At 60.2% G+C, this 18,644-nt stretch carries 16 protein-coding genes and 1 pseudogene; 10 read left to right on the top strand and 7 right to left on the bottom strand.

The window, feature by feature from the left end; all coding sequences use genetic code 11:
• The first annotated feature begins 14 nt into the window (after positions 1-14).
• The 7 genes from ACA051_RS15420 (at position 15) to nirD (ending at position 8,352) form a co-directional block, all read left to right on the top strand.
• A complete protein-coding gene (locus tag ACA051_RS15420; RefSeq protein ID WP_497370721.1) occupies positions 15-479 on the top strand; it encodes a MaoC family dehydratase in 465 nt (154 codons plus the stop codon).
• Between the two features lie 101 nt (positions 480-580).
• Complete coding sequence (locus ACA051_RS15425; RefSeq protein ID WP_497302863.1) at positions 581-1,765, top strand: patatin-like phospholipase family protein; 1,185 nt, start codon at positions 581-583, stop codon at positions 1,763-1,765.
• Between the two features lie 68 nt (positions 1,766-1,833).
• Positions 1,834-3,123, top strand: coding sequence for an NAD(P)/FAD-dependent oxidoreductase (locus ACA051_RS15430; protein WP_497370723.1), 1,290 nt, complete (start codon positions 1,834-1,836; stop codon positions 3,121-3,123).
• A gap of 25 nt (positions 3,124-3,148) precedes the next feature.
• Positions 3,149-3,703, top strand: a complete 555-nt coding sequence (locus ACA051_RS15435) for a helix-turn-helix domain-containing protein (RefSeq protein ID WP_497302867.1) — start codon at positions 3,149-3,151, stop codon at positions 3,701-3,703.
• Positions 3,704-3,723: 20 nt separating this feature from the next.
• Positions 3,724-5,064: a glutamine synthetase family protein gene (locus ACA051_RS15440; RefSeq protein WP_497370725.1), complete on the top strand. Its 1,341-nt coding sequence runs from the start codon at positions 3,724-3,726 to the stop codon at positions 5,062-5,064.
• Positions 5,065-5,413: 349 nt separating this feature from the next.
• Positions 5,414-7,975, top strand: coding sequence for a nitrite reductase large subunit NirB (gene nirB / locus ACA051_RS15445; protein WP_497370727.1), 2,562 nt, complete (start codon positions 5,414-5,416; stop codon positions 7,973-7,975).
• The gene (gene nirD, locus ACA051_RS15450) at positions 7,975-8,352 is read left to right on the top strand and encodes a nitrite reductase small subunit NirD (protein ID WP_497302872.1); all 378 of its coding nucleotides are present in this window, start codon (positions 7,975-7,977) and stop codon (positions 8,350-8,352) included. Before nirB ends, nirD begins: the two co-directional genes overlap by 1 nt.
• 11 nt (positions 8,353-8,363) lie before the next feature.
• On the opposite strand, the gene ACA051_RS15455 is transcribed toward nirD, so the two are convergent.
• The 4 genes from ACA051_RS15455 to ACA051_RS15470 all read right to left on the bottom strand — a co-directional run bounded on the left by ACA051_RS15455 (position 8,364) and on the right by ACA051_RS15470 (position 12,400).
• Complete coding sequence (locus tag ACA051_RS15455) at positions 8,364-9,008, bottom strand: MliC family protein (RefSeq protein ID WP_497302873.1); 645 nt, start codon at positions 9,006-9,008, stop codon at positions 8,364-8,366.
• Between the two features lie 144 nt (positions 9,009-9,152).
• The gene (locus tag ACA051_RS15460; RefSeq protein WP_497370729.1) at positions 9,153-10,439 is read right to left on the bottom strand and encodes an NAD(P)/FAD-dependent oxidoreductase; all 1,287 of its coding nucleotides are present in this window, start codon (positions 10,437-10,439) and stop codon (positions 9,153-9,155) included.
• Between the two features lie 26 nt (positions 10,440-10,465).
• Positions 10,466-11,413, bottom strand: coding sequence for a dihydrodipicolinate synthase family protein (locus tag ACA051_RS15465; protein WP_497302877.1), 948 nt, complete (start codon positions 11,411-11,413; stop codon positions 10,466-10,468).
• A gap of 60 nt (positions 11,414-11,473) precedes the next feature.
• Positions 11,474-12,400 (bottom strand): 4-hydroxyproline epimerase, encoded by a 927-nt coding sequence (locus ACA051_RS15470; RefSeq protein WP_497302878.1) that lies wholly within the window; start codon positions 12,398-12,400, stop codon positions 11,474-11,476.
• A gap of 290 nt (positions 12,401-12,690) precedes the next feature.
• On the opposite strand from ACA051_RS15470, the gene ACA051_RS15475 reads away from it, so the two are divergent.
• Entirely contained in the window at positions 12,691-13,503 is an 813-nt protein-coding gene (locus tag ACA051_RS15475; RefSeq protein ID WP_497302879.1) for a PAS domain-containing protein, read from the top strand.
• Here the strand turns inward: ACA051_RS15475 and ACA051_RS15480 are convergent.
• Positions 13,451-13,600, bottom strand: a pseudogene (locus ACA051_RS15480) (DoxX family membrane protein); the annotation flags it as partial. The gene ACA051_RS15475 and the pseudogene ACA051_RS15480 overlap by 53 nt on opposite strands.
• Before the next feature lie 43 nt (positions 13,601-13,643).
• Positions 13,644-13,781, bottom strand: a complete 138-nt coding sequence (locus ACA051_RS15485; RefSeq protein ID WP_497302881.1) for a hypothetical protein — start codon at positions 13,779-13,781, stop codon at positions 13,644-13,646.
• 106 nt (positions 13,782-13,887) lie between these two features.
• Here ACA051_RS15485 and ACA051_RS15490 point away from each other — a divergent pair, with 106 nt between their 5' ends.
• On the top strand, positions 13,888-14,499 hold the full coding sequence (locus ACA051_RS15490; RefSeq protein WP_497370731.1) for a dTMP kinase: 612 nt from the start codon (positions 13,888-13,890) through the stop codon (positions 14,497-14,499).
• Positions 14,500-14,800: 301 nt separating this feature from the next.
• Here the strand turns inward: ACA051_RS15490 and ACA051_RS15495 are convergent, their stop codons facing one another.
• Complete coding sequence (locus ACA051_RS15495) at positions 14,801-17,287, bottom strand: arylsulfatase (protein ID WP_497370733.1); 2,487 nt, start codon at positions 17,285-17,287, stop codon at positions 14,801-14,803.
• A gap of 183 nt (positions 17,288-17,470) precedes the next feature.
• Here ACA051_RS15495 and ACA051_RS15500 point away from each other — a divergent pair, with 183 nt between their 5' ends.
• Positions 17,471-18,592: a formylglycine-generating enzyme family protein gene (locus ACA051_RS15500; RefSeq protein ID WP_497370735.1), complete on the top strand. Its 1,122-nt coding sequence runs from the start codon at positions 17,471-17,473 to the stop codon at positions 18,590-18,592.
• Positions 18,593-18,644 lie beyond the last annotated feature (52 nt).

The following is an 18,644-nucleotide window of genomic DNA, read 5'->3' on the forward strand; positions in this document are numbered from 1 at the left end:
CGGAGGGATGAATCATGACCGTACATTCCTGGGAAAAACTTTACCTCGATGACCTGAGCCTGGGTCAGCAATTCGAAAGCGACAGACTGCGTGTCCATCGCGCGTCGATGCTGGCCTTCGCCCAGGAGTACGACCCGCAACCGTTTCACCTCGATCCTGAAGCCGCCGAGCTGAGCCTGTTCCGCGGCCTGGCCGCCAGCGGCTGGAACACCGCCGCCCTGACCATGAAGTTGCTGGTGGACAGCGTGCCGTTGGCGGATGGCATCATCGGGTTGGGCATCGAGCTGAGCTGGCCGACGCCGACTTACCCCGATGACGTGCTGCGCCTGCAATGCACCGTGCAGGCCATCGACCCGTCGAGTTCCAAGCCCGACCGGGGCGTGGTGACGATGTTCATGGAAACCCTCAATCAGAATGACAAGGTGGTGCAGCGAGCCACCGGCAAACTGCTGGTCTTCAGGAGACCGCCGCCTGACTGAAAAGTAGTCATGGGTTTAGGGCGCGCGCATGATGGCGGAGGCCGGTTTTCACCCAGTCAGTCGAGCGAGCTCTGTCGATGGCAGCGACCGGAGGAGGCGTTGTGAAACCATTTCTGCCCAGGCCCAGCGCCTCAACGATGAACATGTTGCGTGAAGGGTGCCTGCAACGCCGTGATGCGGTGCCGCAAGAGCTGACGGAACAAGCGGTCATCCCGGGCATCCCGAATGCGCGCTACTGGCTGGACCGGGACCTGACGTCGTTCATCCGGGATGCCAGCCTGGCAAACGATCGAGAGGTCGAGGCGCTCGCCGACACAGACTTGCCGGCCGACGCGCTGCCACTGGCCTACTATCTGGCCATTTCGGGGGGCGGCGACGCCGGCACCTTCGCGGCGGGCATCATCGCCGGCTGGAGCTTGCATGGGAGCCGACCTGCTTTCAAAGTCGTCACCGGCATCAGCGCGGGCGCCCTGGTCGCACCGTTCGCTTACCTGGGGCCTGAGTACGACCCGATCATCCTGGGGATCTGCAGCGCAATTGGTCCGAAAGATGTGTTCCATGCGCGAAGTGTGCTGACCCGCCTGGCCAGCGACGGCATCGCGGACAGCAAGCCCCTGGCGCGCCTTATTGCCAAATACATCACCGCCGACGTTCTCGCGGCCATCGCCGCGCAATACGCCAAAGGACGACTGCTGATGATCGGCACTACCGACCTCGATGCCGGGCGGCCCGTCACCTGGAACATGGGCGCGATTGCTTCCAGCGGGGCTCCAGGCGCGCTGCACCTGTTTCGCAACATCATGATCGCGTCGATGAGCATTCCCGGCGCCGTTTCACCGGTCATGATCGATGTGGAGGTCGACGGCAAAGAGTTTCAGGAAATGCACGTGGACGGAGGCGTCCTCACTCAAGTGTTCCTTTATCCGCCGGGCACTGTGATGGCGCTGAACAGCGTGGCCGGCGCGCGCATCCGCCGGGACCGGCATTTTTATGTCATCCGCAACGGCAAACTGGAACCTCAGTGGTCCGGCACCAAGCGCCGGACCTTGAGCATCGGCGGGCGAGCCATCAGCACCTTGATCCAGACTCAGGGGATCAGCGACCTGAATCACATTTACCGGATCGCCCAGCAGGATGGCGCAGACTTCAATCTGGCGCACATCGGCGCTGATTTTATTTGTCCTCGCAACCAGAAATTCGATGGCGAATACATGAAGCGTCTGTTCGATTACGCCTTTCAACTTAGCGCGAAAGGCTATCCGTGGCATAAATCGCCGCACACCTGAGTTGCCAGCGTGAAATTAATACTGTATTTTTTCATGAAATTATAAAAACATAATTTCATGAGGCTTGTATGTTTCAGCAGTCCACGCAGCATGTCGCCAGCTACTACGCCCACAGTTGCGCTGATCACCTGACCACCCGACCGGCGCTTGCCGGCGAGCAAACCACTGAGGTTGTGATCATCGGTGCCGGTTTCAGCGGCCTGCATACTGCGTTGCGCCTGGCCTTGGCCGGCAAGCGCGTGACGCTGCTGGAAGCCAGCCGCGTGGCTTGGGCCGCGTCGGGGCGCAATGGTGGGCAGGCGATTCTCGGCTGGTCGTGCGACATGCCGCCTCTGGAAGCAGCGTTGGGCTACGAGCGTGCGCGACGGTTGTGGGACGGCATGCGCTGGGCCGCGCAAGAGCTGCGTGAGTTGCCGGCTCGCCATGGTTTCGACTGTGATTACCGCGCCGGCCACTTGTGGACCTCGGTCATGCCCCGTCGGGTCAGTCAGCTGACCGAGTGGCAGCACGAAGCCAGTCACAAGTGGGGCCACAACGGCTTGCAGTTCATCCGCCGTGAACAGTTGCCGGAGTGGGTGGCCAGCGAGCGCTACCAGGCAGGCCTTTATGACCCCGAGGGCGGGCATCTGAACCCGCTGAAACTGGCCCTCGGCCTCGCTGCCGCCATCGAACGGGCGGGCGGCCGTATCCATGAGCAAAGCAAGGCGTTGAGTTATCGAGAGCAGGGCGGTCAGTTCCTGGTAAACACCGAACGCGGATCGATTCGCGCGGATGTGCTGGTGCTGGCCTGCAATGCCTATCTCGACGAGCTCGACCCGCAACTGGCCAGTTGTGTGTTGCCGGTGGGCACTTATCAAGTCGCCACCGCGCCGCTGACGGCCGAGCAGGTCACGGCGTTGTTGCCGAGCAATGTTTGCGTCACCGACAACCAATTCGTCCTCGACTACTTCCGTCGCACGCCGGACAACCGTCTGCTGTTCGGCGGTGGCTGCACGTATCTGGGCGGTATGCCCAAGGACATTGCCAGCGCGACCCGGCCGTTTCTGGAACGGGTTTTCCCGCAGCTCAAAGGCGTGAAGCTGGAGTTCGCCTGGGGCGGGCATATCGACCTGACGCTCAAACGAACCCCGGATATCGGTCGCAGCGGTGATCGCTACTGGCTCCAGGGGTATTCCGGGCATGGTGTGCTTCCGACGTTGGCCGCCGCCCGCGCCGTGTCCGACGCAATTCTCGCCCAGAGCGATGAACTGGCGTTGTATCAGGGCTTGAGTAACGGCAGCTTCCCGGGCGGTAAATACCTGGCGGCGCCGCTGGAAGCCATCGGCAAGGCGTGGTATCGACTGCGCGACAGCATTTGATGAATCACTTGGCGGAATTCCAGGCATGAACAAGCAAGAAGAAATCGCTGCGCTGGCGATCCTTATCCACGATCTGCGCAAGCACAAGAAGTACACCTTGAAGGACCTGGCCGACCAGATCGGTCGTTCCGTCGGCTTTCTCTCGCAGGTCGAACGCGGCTTGTCACGGCCCACCGTGGCCGACCTGACGGCGATCAGCGAAACCCTGGGCGTGCCGACCACCTATTTCTACAGCCTGCCCAAACCCAAGGAACTGCCGTGGGTCACCCGGCCAGATGAACGCCGCACGCTGTATTACGCCAATGGCATCACCGACATTCTGGTGTCGCCGAAGATGCGCGCTTCGTTTTCCATGCTCGAAAGTCACCTCGAAGCCGGCGCAAGCAGTGGCGAGCGGCACTTGAGTGACAGCTCGGAGCAGGGCGGCTACGTGCTCGAAGGCGAGTTGACGCTGTGGTTGGGCGATGACGATGCCGTCACCTTGCACGCTGGCGACAGCTTTCAGTTCGACAGCCATACCCGTTGCCGTTACGGCAACCTCACCGAGCAGCTCACGCGAGTGCTCTGGGTCTACACCTGATAACCACAATAGGACCTACCATGATGGACGCTGATCTGCTGGCCGAGGTGCGCGCCTTTCGCCAACGCTACCCTGATGTACGTTATGTCGACCTGATTTCCCTGGACATTCCGGGGCACTTCTACGGTAAGCGCTACCCTGTGGACATGCTGGAAAAGGTCGCAGCCGGCAGCGCGCTGAAACTGCCGCAAAACTGTGTGCTGCTGGGCGTGCAAGGCGGGTTGTTCAAGATTGGCGACTACTGCTTTAACGACGGTGACCCGGATGCGCTGCGCCGCTTGGTGCCCGGAACGCTCAAACCAGTCAGCTGGGAAGCACAACCGCTGGGGCAAATGCTGATCACCTCGGACGGCACCGAGAACCCGATCGTATTCGAGCCGCGGCAGGTCCTGGCGCAGGTGCTGGACAGGCTCGCCGGCAAAGGCATTCATCCGGTGGTGGCGTTCGAACTGGAGTTCTATCTGTTCGATAAAAAACTGCGCGACGGGCTGCCGCAATTCCCCCGGGATGACCTGACGGACGATGCCGACGATCAGCCGAACATGCACATCGAGCGCCTGTCACGCTTTGCGCCGGTGCTTGATGAGATGGTCGAGGTGTCGCGGGCGCAAGGCATCGATACCACGGTGATCACCGCCGAGCTCGGCCCGGGCCAGTTCGAAATCAATTTCGGCCATCTTGATGATGGTTTGCGCGCAGCGGACTGGGCGGCCTTGTTTTGTCGCAGCACCCGTGGTGTCGCCCTGAAACACGGTTACCGCACCAGCTTCATGGCCAAGCCTTACTTGCAGCACCCGGGCAGCGGTATGCATGTGCACGTCAGCCTGTATGACGCCGCCGGCAATAACCTCCTCGCAGCGAACCAGCAGCAATCACTGCGCCATGCCGTGGCCGGCTGTCTGGAATTGCTGCCGCATTGCATGCCGATCTTCGCGCCGAACCAGAACGCCTTTCGCCGTTTGGGCGGCACAACCAACATCGCCACCCGGGCGAGCTGGGGCTTCGAGGATCGCGATGCGTGCCTGCGCATTCCGGAATCGGATGCGAAAAACCTGCGCATCGAATACCGCCTGGCCGGTGCCGATGCCAACCCGTACTTGGTGTTGGCGGCGATTCTGGTGGGACTCGAACATGGCCTGGAAGCGGGCAACGAACCGATCCAGCCGCTCAATGAAGACCGCAACAGTGGGGTCGACTTCCCGCTGGAGATGCTCGAAGCGGTGCGCGCCATGCAGCATCAACCTCACCTGCGCAAAGGGTTGGGCGCGGAGTTCGTGGACGTGTATTGCGAGAATAAGCGCCAGGATCATCTGGCGTTCATGCAGGAGATCAGTGCGCGGGAGTATCGCTGGTATCTGTAAGCCAAGCGTGCCAATGCACTTTAATAAAGCTTTCGTGCGGCGGCATGCACTAAGCCAAGGCAGAAACCGCAGCGTTCATCTTCGTAAAACCCTGGAAGGAGCGGTAAAACACTGACATTCAGCGTTTGGCACAATCGCTGCATTACATCGATCAGGCCCACCGTGAACGCAATCGAGTGGGCAGCCCCCTCGGTCAACGACGATCGATTCGTGGGCAACATCGGTGGGGTCAGGCAGAGACGTCTGGTTTCAACACCGCAAAAGAACAGGCAAAGACGCCTGGAACCGCAAGGTTTCAGGCGTTTTTTTTTGCTTTTTGAACCGTGATGGGCTTAGCCGGGTGCTTCTTATGAATTCCAATGTGGCCGCGTTGAACACGCTGCAAACGCTGATCGTGATCGGTAATGGCATGGTCGGACATCATTGTGTCGAACAGCTGATCGAGCGCGGGGCGCTTGATCACTATCGGCTGCACGTCTTCAGCGAGGAGCCGATGCGTGCCTACGATCGCGTGCACCTTTCCGAATACTTCACCGGCCGTGACGCCGAATCGCTCGCCTTGAGTGACGCCTCGCTGTACCAGACCCCGGGCGTGACCTTGCATTTGGGTGTGCCGGTCCTGGAAATCGACCGCGCCCGGCGCCAGGTGATCACCGCGCAAGGCTGCGTCGCCTACGACAAATTGGTACTGGCCACCGGGTCCTACCCGTTTGTGCCGCCGATCGAAGGCGCCGAGGGTGATTCGCGCCTGGTGTATCGCACCCTTGAAGACCTTGATGCGATCCGTGCTGCCGCGTCCAATGCCCGACGTGGCGTGGTGGTCGGCGGTGGCTTGCTCGGGCTGGAAGCCGCCAACGCCCTGAAAAGCCTGGGCCTGGAAGCCCATGTGGTGGAATTCGCCCCGCGCCTGATGCCGGTTCAGCTGGACGAGCAGGGCGGTCGTGCGCTCAAGGCCCAAATCGAACGCCTCGGCGTCAGCGTGCACCTGTCGCGTGGCACTCAATCGATCAGCCCTGGCGAGGAATATCGCTACCGGATGAATTTCGCCAATGACGAATTTCTCGAGGCCGACCTGATCGTGTTTTCCGCCGGGATCCGCGCACAAGATGCCTTGGCCCGCCAGTGCTCGCTGGAAGTCGGCCCGCGTGGCGGCGTGGTGGTCGACGACCACTGCCTGAGCAGCGATCCGCACATCTACGCCATCGGTGAATGCGCTGCGTGGAATGGCAGCATTTTTGGCCTGGTCGCCCCGGGCTACCAGATGGCGCGCGGTGTTGCCGCACGGCTGTGCAACGAAGCGGCCGAGCCGTTCTTGGGCGCGGACATGTCGACCAAGCTCAAGCTGCTGGGCGTCGACGTCGGTTCCATCGGCGACGCCCACGGCAGCACACCGGGCTCGCGCAGTTATCAGTTCATCGACGAAACCACCGCCAGCTACCGCCGATTGGTAGTGGATGCGACCGGCAAACACGTGCTCGGCGCAGTGCTCGTTGGTGACAACAGCTATTACGACACGCTGCTGCAATACATGCAGAACGCGATTGCCTTGCCGGCGGAACCCGCCAGCCTGATTCTGCCCTCGTCCGAAGGCGCGCCGACCCTGGGCCCGGGCGCGTTGCCCGAGTCGGCCACGGTGTGCTCGTGCCACAACGTCACCAAGGGCTCCATCTGCTCGGCCATCGACGGTGGCTGCACCGACCTCGGCCTGCTCAAGTCGCAAACCAAGGCCTGCACCGGCTGCGGCGGTTGTGCCGGGTTGCTCAAGCAGGTGTTCGAGCATGAGCTGATGGCCCGTGGCGTCAGCGTCGATAAGAGCCTGTGCGAACACTTTGCCTATACCCGTCAGGAGCTTTACGCATTGGTACGGGTTGAAGGCGTCATCACCTTCGAAGAACTGCTGGCCAAACATGGCCGTGGCCATACCGGTTGCGACATGTGCAAGCCGGCGGTGGGCTCGATCCTCGCATCGTGCTGGAACCAGCCAATCATGGACGCCTCGCTGGTACCGCTGCAGGACACCAACGACACCTTCATGGCCAACATGCAGAAAAACGGCACCTATTCGGTGGTGCCGCGCATCCCCGGTGGCGAGATCACCGCCGACAAACTGATCGCCATCGGCGTGGTGGCGAAGAAATACGACCTCTACACCAAAATCACCGGCGGCCAGCGCATCGACCTGTTCGGCGCGCAGTTGCACGAGTTGCCGGACATCTGGGCCGAGCTGATCGAAGCGGGTTTCGAAACCGGGCACGCCTACGGCAAATCGACCCGCACGGTAAAGTCCTGCGTCGGCAGCACTTGGTGCCGTTATGGCGTGCAGGACAGCGTGAAAATGGCGCTGGCCATCGAGGACCGCTACAAGGGCCTGCGTTCGCCGCACAAACTTAAATTCGCAGTGTCCGGTTGCACCCGTGAGTGCGCCGAAGCCCAGAGCAAAGACGTCGGCGTGATCGCCACGGAGAAAGGCTGGAACCTTTACATCGCCGGCAACGGCGGCATGCGCCCGCGTCACGCCGAGCTGTTCGCCACCGACCTCGACGATGAAACCCTGATCCGTTACATCGACCGCTTCCTGATGTTCTACATCCGCACCGCCGACAAATTGCAGCGCACCTCGGTATGGCGTGAAAGCCTGGAAGGCGGCCTCGGTTTCCTCAAGGACGTGATCATTCACGACAGCCTTGGCCTGGGTGAAGAGCTCGAATCGCAGATGCAGTTGGTGGTCGACCGCTACGAATGCGAGTGGGCCAACGCCCTCAAGGACCCGGAAAAACTCAAGCGTTTCCGCACCTTCGTCAACGATAAACGCCCGGACCCGGACATCCACTTCGTCCAGGAGCGCGGTCAACGGCGTCCGATCATGGCCGCCGAACTCAACCTTATCCCTGTCACCGAGGAGATTGCCTGATGAGCCAGTCCACTACCCGAGGCATCGCTTCCCTGGAAAACACCGACGCCTGGCAAACCGTATGCGAGCAACAGGACCTGGTCAGCAACTCCGGCGTCGTCGTCTGGTTCGACGGCGCGCAAGTGGCGCTGTTCTACCTGCCGGGTGTTGAGGGGCAGACCCTCTACGCCATCGACAACCACGACCCGCAATCAGGGGCAAATGTCATCGGTCGCGGTTTGGTTGGCAGCATCAAGGGCGATCTGGTGGTGGCCTCACCGATCTACAAGCAGCATTTCAGGCTTGAGGACGGCAGTTGCCTGGAGTACCCGCAACAGCGTTTGCGGGTCTGGCCGGTTCGGTTGAATGGTGGGGTGGTGGAAATAGGGATGGTTTGAGGACGGTTCAATTATCCAGCCGGCTCGACCGTGCAACTCATTTCCCTTGAGCCGGGCTTCTGGAAAAGCACCGCGTTGCCGTCTTGCCAGAAGCTGTAATTGCCCTGGTAATCCTTGCCGGTGTATCGGGCTCCAGAATCACTCTGTACCTGGTTCAGGGTGATCGCGGTGTTCGCCCATTTCAGGTACACGACACCCGGCTGCGTACTGAAGAAGGTGGCGGTAATCAGCGTGTTAAAGCCAGTGCAACGAAACGCCAGCGGGCCTTCGGTGAGTCGGTCTGGGTCCTTGGTTCTGACAATGGCCGAGCCCTGGCGTAGCTGGTGCGCACGCTCGGCATAACTTCGGATGATGCACGCCTTGAGTTCCGGCCCGGTGGTACATCCGTTGCGGGCGTCGATCCAGAATTGCTGGTCAATGATCACTTTGTCCGGGGGCGGAACGGAGTGTTGATCCGTGAGCGCCAGGCGATAAAGACGCGTCAGTTCGATATCCATCTGCGTCAGTTGTTGATCGCGACAGATGAGCTTTTCGACGGAGGCCCTGGTCTTGGCGCAGTCGATGCCGGGAGGGGACGCAGCCTGTGCGCAGGTGCTCGCCGCCACGCACAGGCTGGCAGCGAGTAGACAGGTGAAATGGGCCGTGACCGTTTTCATGTTGGCTTTACCCAGATCATGACGGGATGCCCGGATTGCCTTGGACCTGGCGATCCGTTGAACAGTTATTTGGTTTGCATTGGGTGTATCGCAGTGTAAGTCAGTGTTCAAAAGTTGCCACACCCGCCTGGCGGCGGGCGTTCTTCAGAATCGATCCAGTCTGTAGGGTTCGATGGCAGGTAATCCATGGGATTGGTTGGCGGTTGCCGGCGAAGCGAGTTGGGCGATGAGCTCGGCAGTGACCGCAGCCTGCGTCAGGCCCAGGTGTTGGTGACCGAAGGCGAGCAAAACCTTGCCGCCGCACACCCGATCGATGATCGGCAGCGAGTCCGGCAAGGAAGGGCGAAACCCCATCCAAGGCGTCGCCGCCTCAGCGTTCAAGTCGCGCTTGAACAGGTCTTTACTCAGCCGGTGCAGCTGCCAGGCACGCTCCATGACCGGAGCGCGGTCGAGGCCGGCGAACTCGACGGTGCCAGCCAAGCGCAGTCCATCGGCCATCGGGGTCATGATGAACTTGCGCTCCAGCGAGGTGACGGCGAACGGCAACCGCCCGTGTTCATGGGGCAACATCAGGTGATAGCCGCGCTCGGTATCCAGCGGTACTTTTTTGCCGGTCAGCGCTGCTGTCAGCTTCGCGGAGTGGGCACCGCAGGCGATCAGGGTCTGGCGGGCGGTGAAACGCCCCTGGTCGGTGATGAGCGAGACGCCGTTCTCATGCAGGTGTGCACCCAGAACCTGTTGCTTGAGGAAATGCACGCCGCTGGCTTTGGCGGCATGCACCAGTTCGCAGACCACTTGGTAGGGGTCGAGGAAATGCCCGGTGCGCGGGAAAAACAGACCGCCCTGAATTCGCTCGGTGAGTTGTGGTGCGGCCTCGCGCACCGCCTTGGCCTGCCAATAGTCGACCGGGACGTGTTGATGGCGCATCCGGGCCTGTAGCGCTTTGATCGCCGGATGCGAGTCGGGGCGCTCGAACACCAGCAACGAGCCGTCCTCGCGCAGCAGATCGGGGCGGGCAATGTCCTCCAGCAGTCGGTGCCAGGCGCCCAGGCTGCTTTCGTTGAGTGCGCGCAGGCCGGCGACGGTCCGTTGGAAGGGCGCCGGGCGCAGGTTCAGCAACAGCCGCGTGAACCAGGGCAGGGCGCGCGGCAGGTATTTCCAGTCCAGGCGCAACGGGCCCATCGGGTCCATGAGCATGGCGGGCAGGCGTTTGAGGATGGACAGGTCGGCGATTGGAAACACCTGTTCGGTCGCCAGATGCCCGGCGTTCCCGAACGAGGCGCCCCGGCCAGGCTCTTGCTGGTCGATGACCACCACTCGCAGACCTTGGCGTGCCAGCCGCAAAGCGCAGGCAACGCCGACAATGCCGGCGCCGACCACGGCAATGTCCGCGTTGTCGTGCGGGTTGTGTGTGTCGGGGGAGTCAGACATTTTTCGGGCCGCCGAGAGGGGTGGGATCAGTCGACGTTCTGCTCTGCCGACCAGTTTTTGTACCACTGGCGGAACAACGCGTACTGGTGCTCGGCGTAATGACGCTGGGCATCGCTGAGCGCATCGGATTCGTTGAAGTGCAGGGTGTATTCCTGGTCGCCATTGAGCACCATCAGGTGTTTGTAATAGAGCACCAGGTCGCAGCCCTCATCGAAGGACGACAGCACATGCAGCGCAGATTCCAGCTCTCTGGCCAAGCGGCGGGCCTTGGCGTCTCCCTTGGCCGCCTGCTTGCTCAGGGCCACCAATTGCAGGACTTCGCGCGGCAGTGCGTTGCCGATGCCGGTGATCGCGCCGGTGGCGTTGCAGTTGACGAAGCCATGGACCACCTGCGTATCGACACCGACCATCAGGGTGACGTCATCGTCCTTGGACGTGATGTTTTCGGCAGCGTAGCGCAGGTCGGCAGCACCGCCGAACTCCTTGAAGCCGATCAGGTTCGAGTGTTCGCGGCGCAGTTCGAAGAACAGATCCGCACGGGTGGCGAAGCCATAGTAAGGACTGTTATAGATCACCGCCGGCAGATTTGGAGCAGCCTCCAGGATCGCCGCGAAGTGAGCTTTTTGCGCGGCCGGCGAGGCACCCCGGGAGAGGACGCGAGGGATCACCATCAGGCCCTGGGCGCCGACCTTGGCCGCATGCGCCGCGTGGGAAATCGCTTCACGGCTGTTGACGGCGCCGGTCCCGACAATGGTCGGAACACCGGCGGCAACCAGACGCGCCACGCCTTCCTGGCGCTCGGCCTCAGTGAGCAAGGGCCAGTCACCCATGGAACCGCAATACACGACAGCACTCATGCCGATATCAATCAGTTCGCGACCTTTGGCCACCAGCGCGTCGAAGTCGGGTTTGCGCTCGGCAGTGCAGGGGGTCATCAGTGCAGGCATGCAGCCCGTGAAGATGTTGGCGCTCATTGTTGTCACTCCTTGCAGCGTTCATTCAATGTGTTTGAGAGGGAAGTGCAGCGTGTTCGCTCAAATGCCCCACGCGAAGGGATCCTGTTCGTCGATCAGCAGCGTGCTGTCGGCGGTCATGAAGGCCTGGCCGGTAATGAACGGGCGGACACGCTCGCCTTCCCATTCGTAACTGCCGACGAATTGGCTGGCGGTGATGCTGGCTTGTACCCACGGCTCACCGGCGGCCAGCTTTCCATCCGCCGCCAGGCATGCCAGTTTGGCGCTGGTGCCGGTGCCGCAGGGCGAGCGATCGTAGGCCTTGCCCGGGCACATGACGAAGTTGCGGCTGTCAGCCTGGTCGTCGTCGGCAAACAGCTCGACATGGTCGATGGCGGCGCCGTCCTCGCCATGGATGCCTTGGGCTTCCAGAGCCTTGAGCATCGCCCAGGTGTACTCGGTCAGGGCTTCGACGTTGTCGAGTTGCAACACGTGCCCGTGGTCGGACACCAGAAAGAACCAGTTGCCACCCCAGGCGATATCGCCGTAGACGCGGCCGTGTCCGGGGACGTCGACCGGCACCTGTTGGCGGTAGCGGTAGGCGGGCACATTGCGCAGGGTCACCGAGCCGTCGTCATGCAGCGTGGCGCTGACCGGGCCGACTGGCGTGTCGATCTTGTGTACACCGGGAGCAATATGCCCCAGGTAATGCAATGAGTTGACCAGGCCGATGGTGCCGTGACCGCACATGCCGAGGTAGCCGGCATTGTTGAAGAAAATCACGCCGCAAGTGGCATCCGGCGAGACCGGCTCGCAATACAGCGCGCCGACCAGCACATCGTTGCCACGGGGCTCCAGCAGGCAAGCCCTGCGCCAGTGGTCATGCTGATCGCGCAGGGCATCACGCTTCTCGATCATGGTCTGGCAGGGCAGTTGGGGGAAACCACTCATCACCAGGCGAGTCGGTTCGCCGCCGGTGTGGGAGTCGATGACATGCACTCGTTTCATCTACCTATCCTTTCGAAGTGTGCCGGTCCGCCGGTTGCCACCACCAGGCCACCGAACCTGCCGATAGAGTGAACGCGTCAGGGGCGATTGCGATTGATGTTTTCCATGGCTGCAAATGACGAAATCGGCACAATGCCGAGGGCCTCGACACAGGGGTAAACCTTGGGGCAATCTGCTTGCGCGCGCCTCGGCATCGGCTCCGAAGTGACCGGCCAGTGAAGGCCAGCTGCGGAGCGGAGAGGGCGCAAGGGAGGATTTTTGCTTGTCCGCAGAGTGGGAGAACAAGCGTCATGACGCAGAACGCATTGGCGATCCTGTGCCAAGGAAACGACCTGAATCGCCCCGATACTCTCGAAGAGTTACTCGCGGGCGTGGCACTTCTGTTGCCGATGCTGGACGTGATCCCCAATGCCGCGATCTTTATCAAGGACATGAAGGCGCGTTATGTCATGGCCAATAGCACACTGGTCCAGCGCTGCGGTTTGAAACAGTTGCAACCGCTGCTTGGAAAAACCAGCGCCGAAGTCTTTCCAGCACAACTGGGGCCTGGTTACACCGAACAGGATCGTCGTGTACTGGAGCAAGGCTTTGTCCTGGAAGACCAACTGGAGTTGCACTTATACGGGAGTCGAGAGCCCGGTTGGTGCCTGACGCATAAACGCCCGTTATACAACCGCAGCGGTGAGATCATGGGCCTGGCGGGAATTTCGGTTGACCTGCAATCGGCCAGTGATACGCACCCGGCCTATCAGCGCCTGGCAGCGGTGGATGAATACATTCGCGCGCATTTCAACCGCCGTATCACCTTGGGTGAACTGACGCGGATCGCCGGCATTTCAGTGGCGCAACTGGAACGGTATTGCAAGCGAGTGTTCCACCTGACGCCGCGGCAGATGATTCAAAAGGTTCGGCTGGAACATGCGCACCGTCTGCTGAACACCGAGGTCCCCATCACGGAAGTCGCACTGCAGTGCGGCTACACGGACCACAGTGCGTTCACTCGGCAGTTCAAGGCATTGACCGGGTTCACGCCGCGCCAGTATCGGCAGAGTAGGCGAGAAAGCCCGGAAAACCGACGGATTCGAAAAGGCCTGGTGGAGTGAACACGAAGACTTTGGTCAGGCCCTGAGCAATGAACATGACGCCTAGGGCCAGGCGCATAACGAGTGCGGCATACGGGGCGGTGCGTGAGTCGATCATGGCGCACTTGCTTTTGTTTACTTGGAGAGTGACGGCATCGTGGTCAGCCATGCGAGAAGTCCGCCAGTTCTTCAGCGACGATCTCGTTGGCCATGTCATAGAGCACGGATTTGTGCCAGACGCCACGCAGCCTGTTCCAAGGCGATATCGAAGCAGGCAGAAACCAGGTTAGAGTGCTCATAAATGTCTGTTCATAAGGGCCCTCCACTCGATTCGCTTACTCGCGCCAAGCGGTTCCAGCGAACCAACAGGGCAAATAAAACCGTATATCAATCGTTATGTGAAGAATGAATCGTCCGCTGTTTGTTTCTCTAGATGGGCCCAAGGGCGCCGGCAAAACCACACTGTTGGAGGCCGTTACGAAAGGACTGAGGGCTGACAACAAAAAGGTGATCCGACTTTGCGAGAAAAAAAGCGATCCCTATAGGGGTGAAACAATGGCCCTCGTTAACAGACTCGTCAGAAATCCCACCCGGGATTTGGAGTTGGAGGTTTGTGAGCGCTTTGCTGATAGCCGTACCTGGATTTCCCAGCACGTGCTGGCTAAACAGCCACCAGGCAGCATCATCTTGATTGATCGCTGGTACCCGTCTGATGCCGCGTTTCGCCGGATAGTCCCGTTTGCAGAGATTCTACAGTTGAACATCAATCGAAACGTGCAAGTGCCAGACCTGCATGTCGGGGTTGTCACCGCCCCTGAAATTTCATGGGCGAGGGCGGCGGCACGACGGCGTGGGCTGAGCAGTACTGTGATCCATAAGCTGGAAGAACATGTCGCTTGTACCGAAGCGTTCGAGCGAGCGATTGCAGATCACGGCTGGGTTTTATGCCGCAATGAAGGAACGATAGCAGACGCAACGATGCAGGTGATTGCTGAGATCTATAAAGTCCTTCGATGACCTGCAGGCGAAGTTCGCTGCGCCGGCCTTGATGCGGTTGAGAAAGCCGTAGATCCATCGACGGGGTGATTTATCGCCGCAGCGGTAGCCGGCTGACGCTTTGATCTGGATGCCAGACGAGGGGCTGGCAGGTAAAAGAGTAGTGGTGTGGAATGCGCAATTGCGACAACACAGTCGTCGCCAAGGCAGCTTGCTTTTGGATTGAGCATCTGACGGGCGGGTCTACGGCTATCGAGGGCTTCTCAATCAGCGGCAGAGCAATCGCGGGTCGTCTCGTGTGAGTTGACCCGCTTGATTGTTCCTAGTCCTTGTTGCCGATTTTGTTCTGAGCTGCTTGCTGGCCCGCCACATTCAACTGCGGTGGTTCGAGCTTGACGGTGAGTTTGTGCAGCGAGCCGGTAAACGCGAACGGAACCTGGTAATCCTTGTCATCGACGGGGGTACCGGTGTCGGAGCCGACATCAAAACTCTCATCGACGCCAAAGACGAATGGAACGCTGTGGGGGATCGTATGGCTAGCCAGTTGCTTGCCGTCCACCGACAGCACGCCGGTGCCGCCTTTACCGAATCCCGGCCCGGCGTATTTGAAATTGAAACTGATGCTGTGCTTGCCGGGCGTGAGTGCCTCGGTGCCTTCCCAACGGAATCGCGCCACGCCTTCCAGGTTGTAACTGAACACCGGCTTACCTTTCAGAAGGTAGAGGGCATAACCCCCGAACCGGCCGCCGTCGGTCACCAACACACCGTCGCCGCCATTGTCCGGAACAGTGATGTCAGCGGTAATGACGTAGGACTTGTTCAACACATTGGGCTCGTTGCCTGGAAGTATCCCGGTCACTGGCGACAAGTAGTTGAACTCGGTGCGTCCGGCCACGATGCTCGGCCGCTGCGCAACAACGCGGGTAAAACCGGATGCGTCGAGCGGCAGCACCTGATACTTGTTCGATTCCACCCAGAACAAGTCCTGCAGCTCCTTCAGCTTTTGAGGGTTGGCAGCGGCTACATCGTCGTTCTGAGTCCAATCCTTGGAGATGTCGTACAGCTCCCATTTGACGCCATTGACGATGTCCTTGGGTGGTTGAACGGTGATGTCCCAAGGTGCGCGGTAGGGCGTCGTTGATGCCATCCAGCCCTCGTGATAAAGCGCGCGCATTCCAAACATCTCGAAATACTGCGTGGTACGAGTAGAAGGCTTTTCGGTATTTTGCTTGTCGAAGAGGTAAGCCAAGCTCGTGCCTTCGATGGGTTTCTGCGCAATGCCGTCTACCTGGAGCGGTGCATCAATGCCTGTGGCTTCAAGGATCGTCGGCTCGATATCAATGACGTGGTGGAACTGGTTACGGATGCCGCCGACATCCTTGATCCGGTTCGGCCAGGAGATGGCCATGCCCTGGCGGGTGCCGCCAAAATGCGATGCAATTTGCTTGGTCCACTTGAAGGGGGTGTCCATGGCCCAGGTCCAGCCCACCGCCATATGCGGATAGGTCTGATCCGAACCCCAGACGTCCAGATACTTCATCTGGTCGGCCACCGGCACGTTGATACCGTTGAAGGTGGTCATCTCATTCGGAGTGCCGTTGGGGGTGCCTTCGGCGCTACCGCCGTTGTCGCCGCTGATGTAGATGATCAGCGTGTTATCGAGCTTGCCGATGTCCTCGACCGCCTGGATTACCCGGCCGATTTCATGGTCGGTGTACGCGAGATAGGCCGCATAGACTTCCATTTGGTGGGCATACAGTTTTTTCTCCTCCGCAGGCAGTTCGTCCCACTTCTTCAGTGAATCCGGCCATGGCGTGAGCTTGGCTTCCTGAGGGATGACGCCGAGGCGCTTCTGATTGGCGAAGATCTGCTCGCGTGTGGCATTCCAGCCCATGTCGAATTTGCCCTTGAATTTGTCAATCCATTCGGGCGTTGGGTGATGCGGCGCGTGGGTGCCACCGGGTGCGTAATAAAGAAAGAACGGCTTCTTCGGATCGAGCGCGTTCAATTGATTGACGTAGCCGACGGCGTCATCCGCCATCGCGGTGATCAGGTTCCAACCCGGTTTGCCGACGTAAGGATGGATCGGGGTGGTGTTGCGCATCAGATTGCCCGGTTGCCACTGGTTGGTTTCGCCCCCCATGAACCCGTAGAAATAATCAAAGCCCATGCCAATGGGCCACTGATCAAACGGGCCGGCCTGGCTGATCTGGAAGGACGGGGTGTTGTGGTTTTTGCCGAACCACGAGGTGGCATAGCCGTTGTCCTTGAGGATTTTGCCAATGGTCACCTTGTCCTTGGTAATGACGCTGTTGTAGCCGGGATAGCCCGTGGAAATTTCGGTGATGACGCCGAAACCGACGGAATGGTGATTGCGCCCGGTAATCAAGGCGGCGCGTGTCGGCGAGCACAGCGCCGTCGAATTGAATTGCGTGAAGCGCAACCCGGCCGCCGCCACGCGATCCATGGCCGGCGTCGGGATGATCCCACCGAATGTGCTCGGCGCGCCGAAGCCGACGTCGTCGGTGATGATCAACAAGATATTCGGCGCGTCTTTGGGCGGAACGACGGTGGGCGACCAATAGGGTGTCGAGCTCTCGGCGTCGAGGTTGATAACGCCTCGAAACGCGTCTGGAGGATTGGGGAGGTATCGCCCGTCGATGGTTGTGGTCGCGCTGGGGGAACCGGGCGTACCGGTGACTTCCTGTGTCGCTGCATTGGCGCAAGCACAGGCCAGCAAGGAGACTGCCAGCCCTGAACTGATGCGTAGGCGCAGGCATAAAGATTGATTCCAGTGTGCAATGGCCATGGCCAGCTCCCGTAATCCCCCGAAACCCCAAGCCCGAAGTGTAGAACCGATTTTTTCACTCGCCAGTCCATCTCATCGTTCTCGCGAGCGGGCGTTGACATTGGAGTAGTGCTGTCTATACCTGATCTTGATGTCAGGAAGGTTCGGCAATGGCCGCATTGCCTGAAATCAAGGGGAGCACACATGCTTATCAGTAAACGGCGTTTGGGTATCGCCATCGTCTGCGCCGGGATCCTGTCGGCCGGCCTGGCATTTGCTGTGTACCAGAACATTCGCGGCCCCGTGCCGTTGACGCTGGGGGATGGAAAAAATGGCCCCTTGGAAATGGTCTGGCTTCCTGCCGGCGAATTTTTGATGGGGAGCGATCATAAGCAGGCACGTCCCAACGAGGGGCCTGCGCACAAGGTCAGACTCGACGGGTACTGGATCGACCGCTACGACGTTACCAACGCCGATTTCGCCCGTTTCATTGCTGAAACCCATTATGTCACCACCGCTGAACGCAAACCCAAATGGGAAGATCTGAAAGTACAACTGCCGCCGGGAACGCCTGAGCCAGATGACAGTGTCATGGTGCCAGGTGCATTGGTTTTTGTGGGCACGGACAGACCGATCCCGCTCAGTGATTTCAGCCAATGGTGGGCATTTGTCCCAGGGGCTGACTGGCGTCATCCGTTGGGGCCGGACAGTGACATCGAGGGCAAGGACAACCATCCGGTGGTTCAGGTCTCGCGTGAAGATGTACAGGCGTATGCCGCATGGGCTCACAAACGCCTGCTGACTGAGGCCGAGTGGGAATACGCCGCACGAGGCGGCCTGGAACAAGCAACTTATGCGTGGGGCAATGACTTCTCGCCAGGCGGGGAGAAGATGGCCAACACCTGGGATGAGGTTCAACCGTTTCCCGTGACCGGGGCCAGTAACACATTCAAGATTGGCACCAAGCCGGTAGGCAGTTACAGACCTAACGCCTATGGGCTCTACGATATGTCCGGGAACGTCTGGCAGTGGGTCGCCGACTGGTATCGTGCCGACGCGTTTCGCGTTGGGCTCAATCGACAAGGGGTAGGTGAAGCAGTAGTCAACCCGGAAGGACCTTCCGACAGCTATGACCCCGAACTCGGGGTGACGGCCAATGCGCCACAGCGTGTCGTTCGTGGCGGATCATTTTTGTGTAGCGACAGCTACTGCACGAGCTTTCGAACCAGCGCAAGGCAGGGCGCAGATCCCATGAACTCCATGTCGCATCTGGGCTTTCGCCTGGCGATGAGCAATGAGCAGTGGGAGCAACATCGCAGAAGGTAACTCGCGGCGATCAAGCACGTATCCGAGTGCAATACCTGTGGCGTTTTAGATC

The organism is Pseudomonas sp. LBUM1669 (genome assembly GCF_059695705.1).

Bases quoted from the DNA above. Each gene is read 5' to 3' on its own strand.
- ACA051_RS15420 (WP_497370721.1), top strand. From the start codon at position 15: ATGACCGTACATTCCTGGGAAAAACTTTACCTCGATGACCTGAGCCTG.
- ACA051_RS15430 (WP_497370723.1), top strand. From the start codon at position 1,834: ATGTTTCAGCAGTCCACGCAGCATGTCGCCAGCTACTACGCCCACAGT.
- ACA051_RS15435 (WP_497302867.1), top strand. From the start codon at position 3,149: ATGAACAAGCAAGAAGAAATCGCTGCGCTGGCGATCCTTATCCACGAT.
- ACA051_RS15440 (WP_497370725.1), top strand. From the start codon at position 3,724: ATGATGGACGCTGATCTGCTGGCCGAGGTGCGCGCCTTTCGCCAACGC.
- nirB (WP_497370727.1), top strand. From the start codon at position 5,414: ATGAATTCCAATGTGGCCGCGTTGAACACGCTGCAAACGCTGATCGTG.
- nirD (WP_497302872.1), top strand. From the start codon at position 7,975: ATGAGCCAGTCCACTACCCGAGGCATCGCTTCCCTGGAAAACACCGAC.
- ACA051_RS15455 (WP_497302873.1), bottom strand. From the start codon at position 9,008: ATGAAAACGGTCACGGCCCATTTCACCTGTCTACTCGCTGCCAGCCTG.
- ACA051_RS15460 (WP_497370729.1), bottom strand. From the start codon at position 10,439: ATGTCTGACTCCCCCGACACACACAACCCGCACGACAACGCGGACATT.
- ACA051_RS15465 (WP_497302877.1), bottom strand. From the start codon at position 11,413: ATGAGCGCCAACATCTTCACGGGCTGCATGCCTGCACTGATGACCCCC.
- ACA051_RS15470 (WP_497302878.1), bottom strand. From the start codon at position 12,400: ATGAAACGAGTGCATGTCATCGACTCCCACACCGGCGGCGAACCGACT.
- ACA051_RS15475 (WP_497302879.1), top strand. From the start codon at position 12,691: ATGACGCAGAACGCATTGGCGATCCTGTGCCAAGGAAACGACCTGAAT.
- ACA051_RS15485 (WP_497302881.1), bottom strand. From the start codon at position 13,781: ATGAGCACTCTAACCTGGTTTCTGCCTGCTTCGATATCGCCTTGGAAC.
- ACA051_RS15490 (WP_497370731.1), top strand. From the start codon at position 13,888: ATGAATCGTCCGCTGTTTGTTTCTCTAGATGGGCCCAAGGGCGCCGGC.
- ACA051_RS15495 (WP_497370733.1), bottom strand. From the start codon at position 17,287: ATGGCCATTGCACACTGGAATCAATCTTTATGCCTGCGCCTACGCATC.
- ACA051_RS15500 (WP_497370735.1), top strand. From the start codon at position 17,471: ATGCTTATCAGTAAACGGCGTTTGGGTATCGCCATCGTCTGCGCCGGG.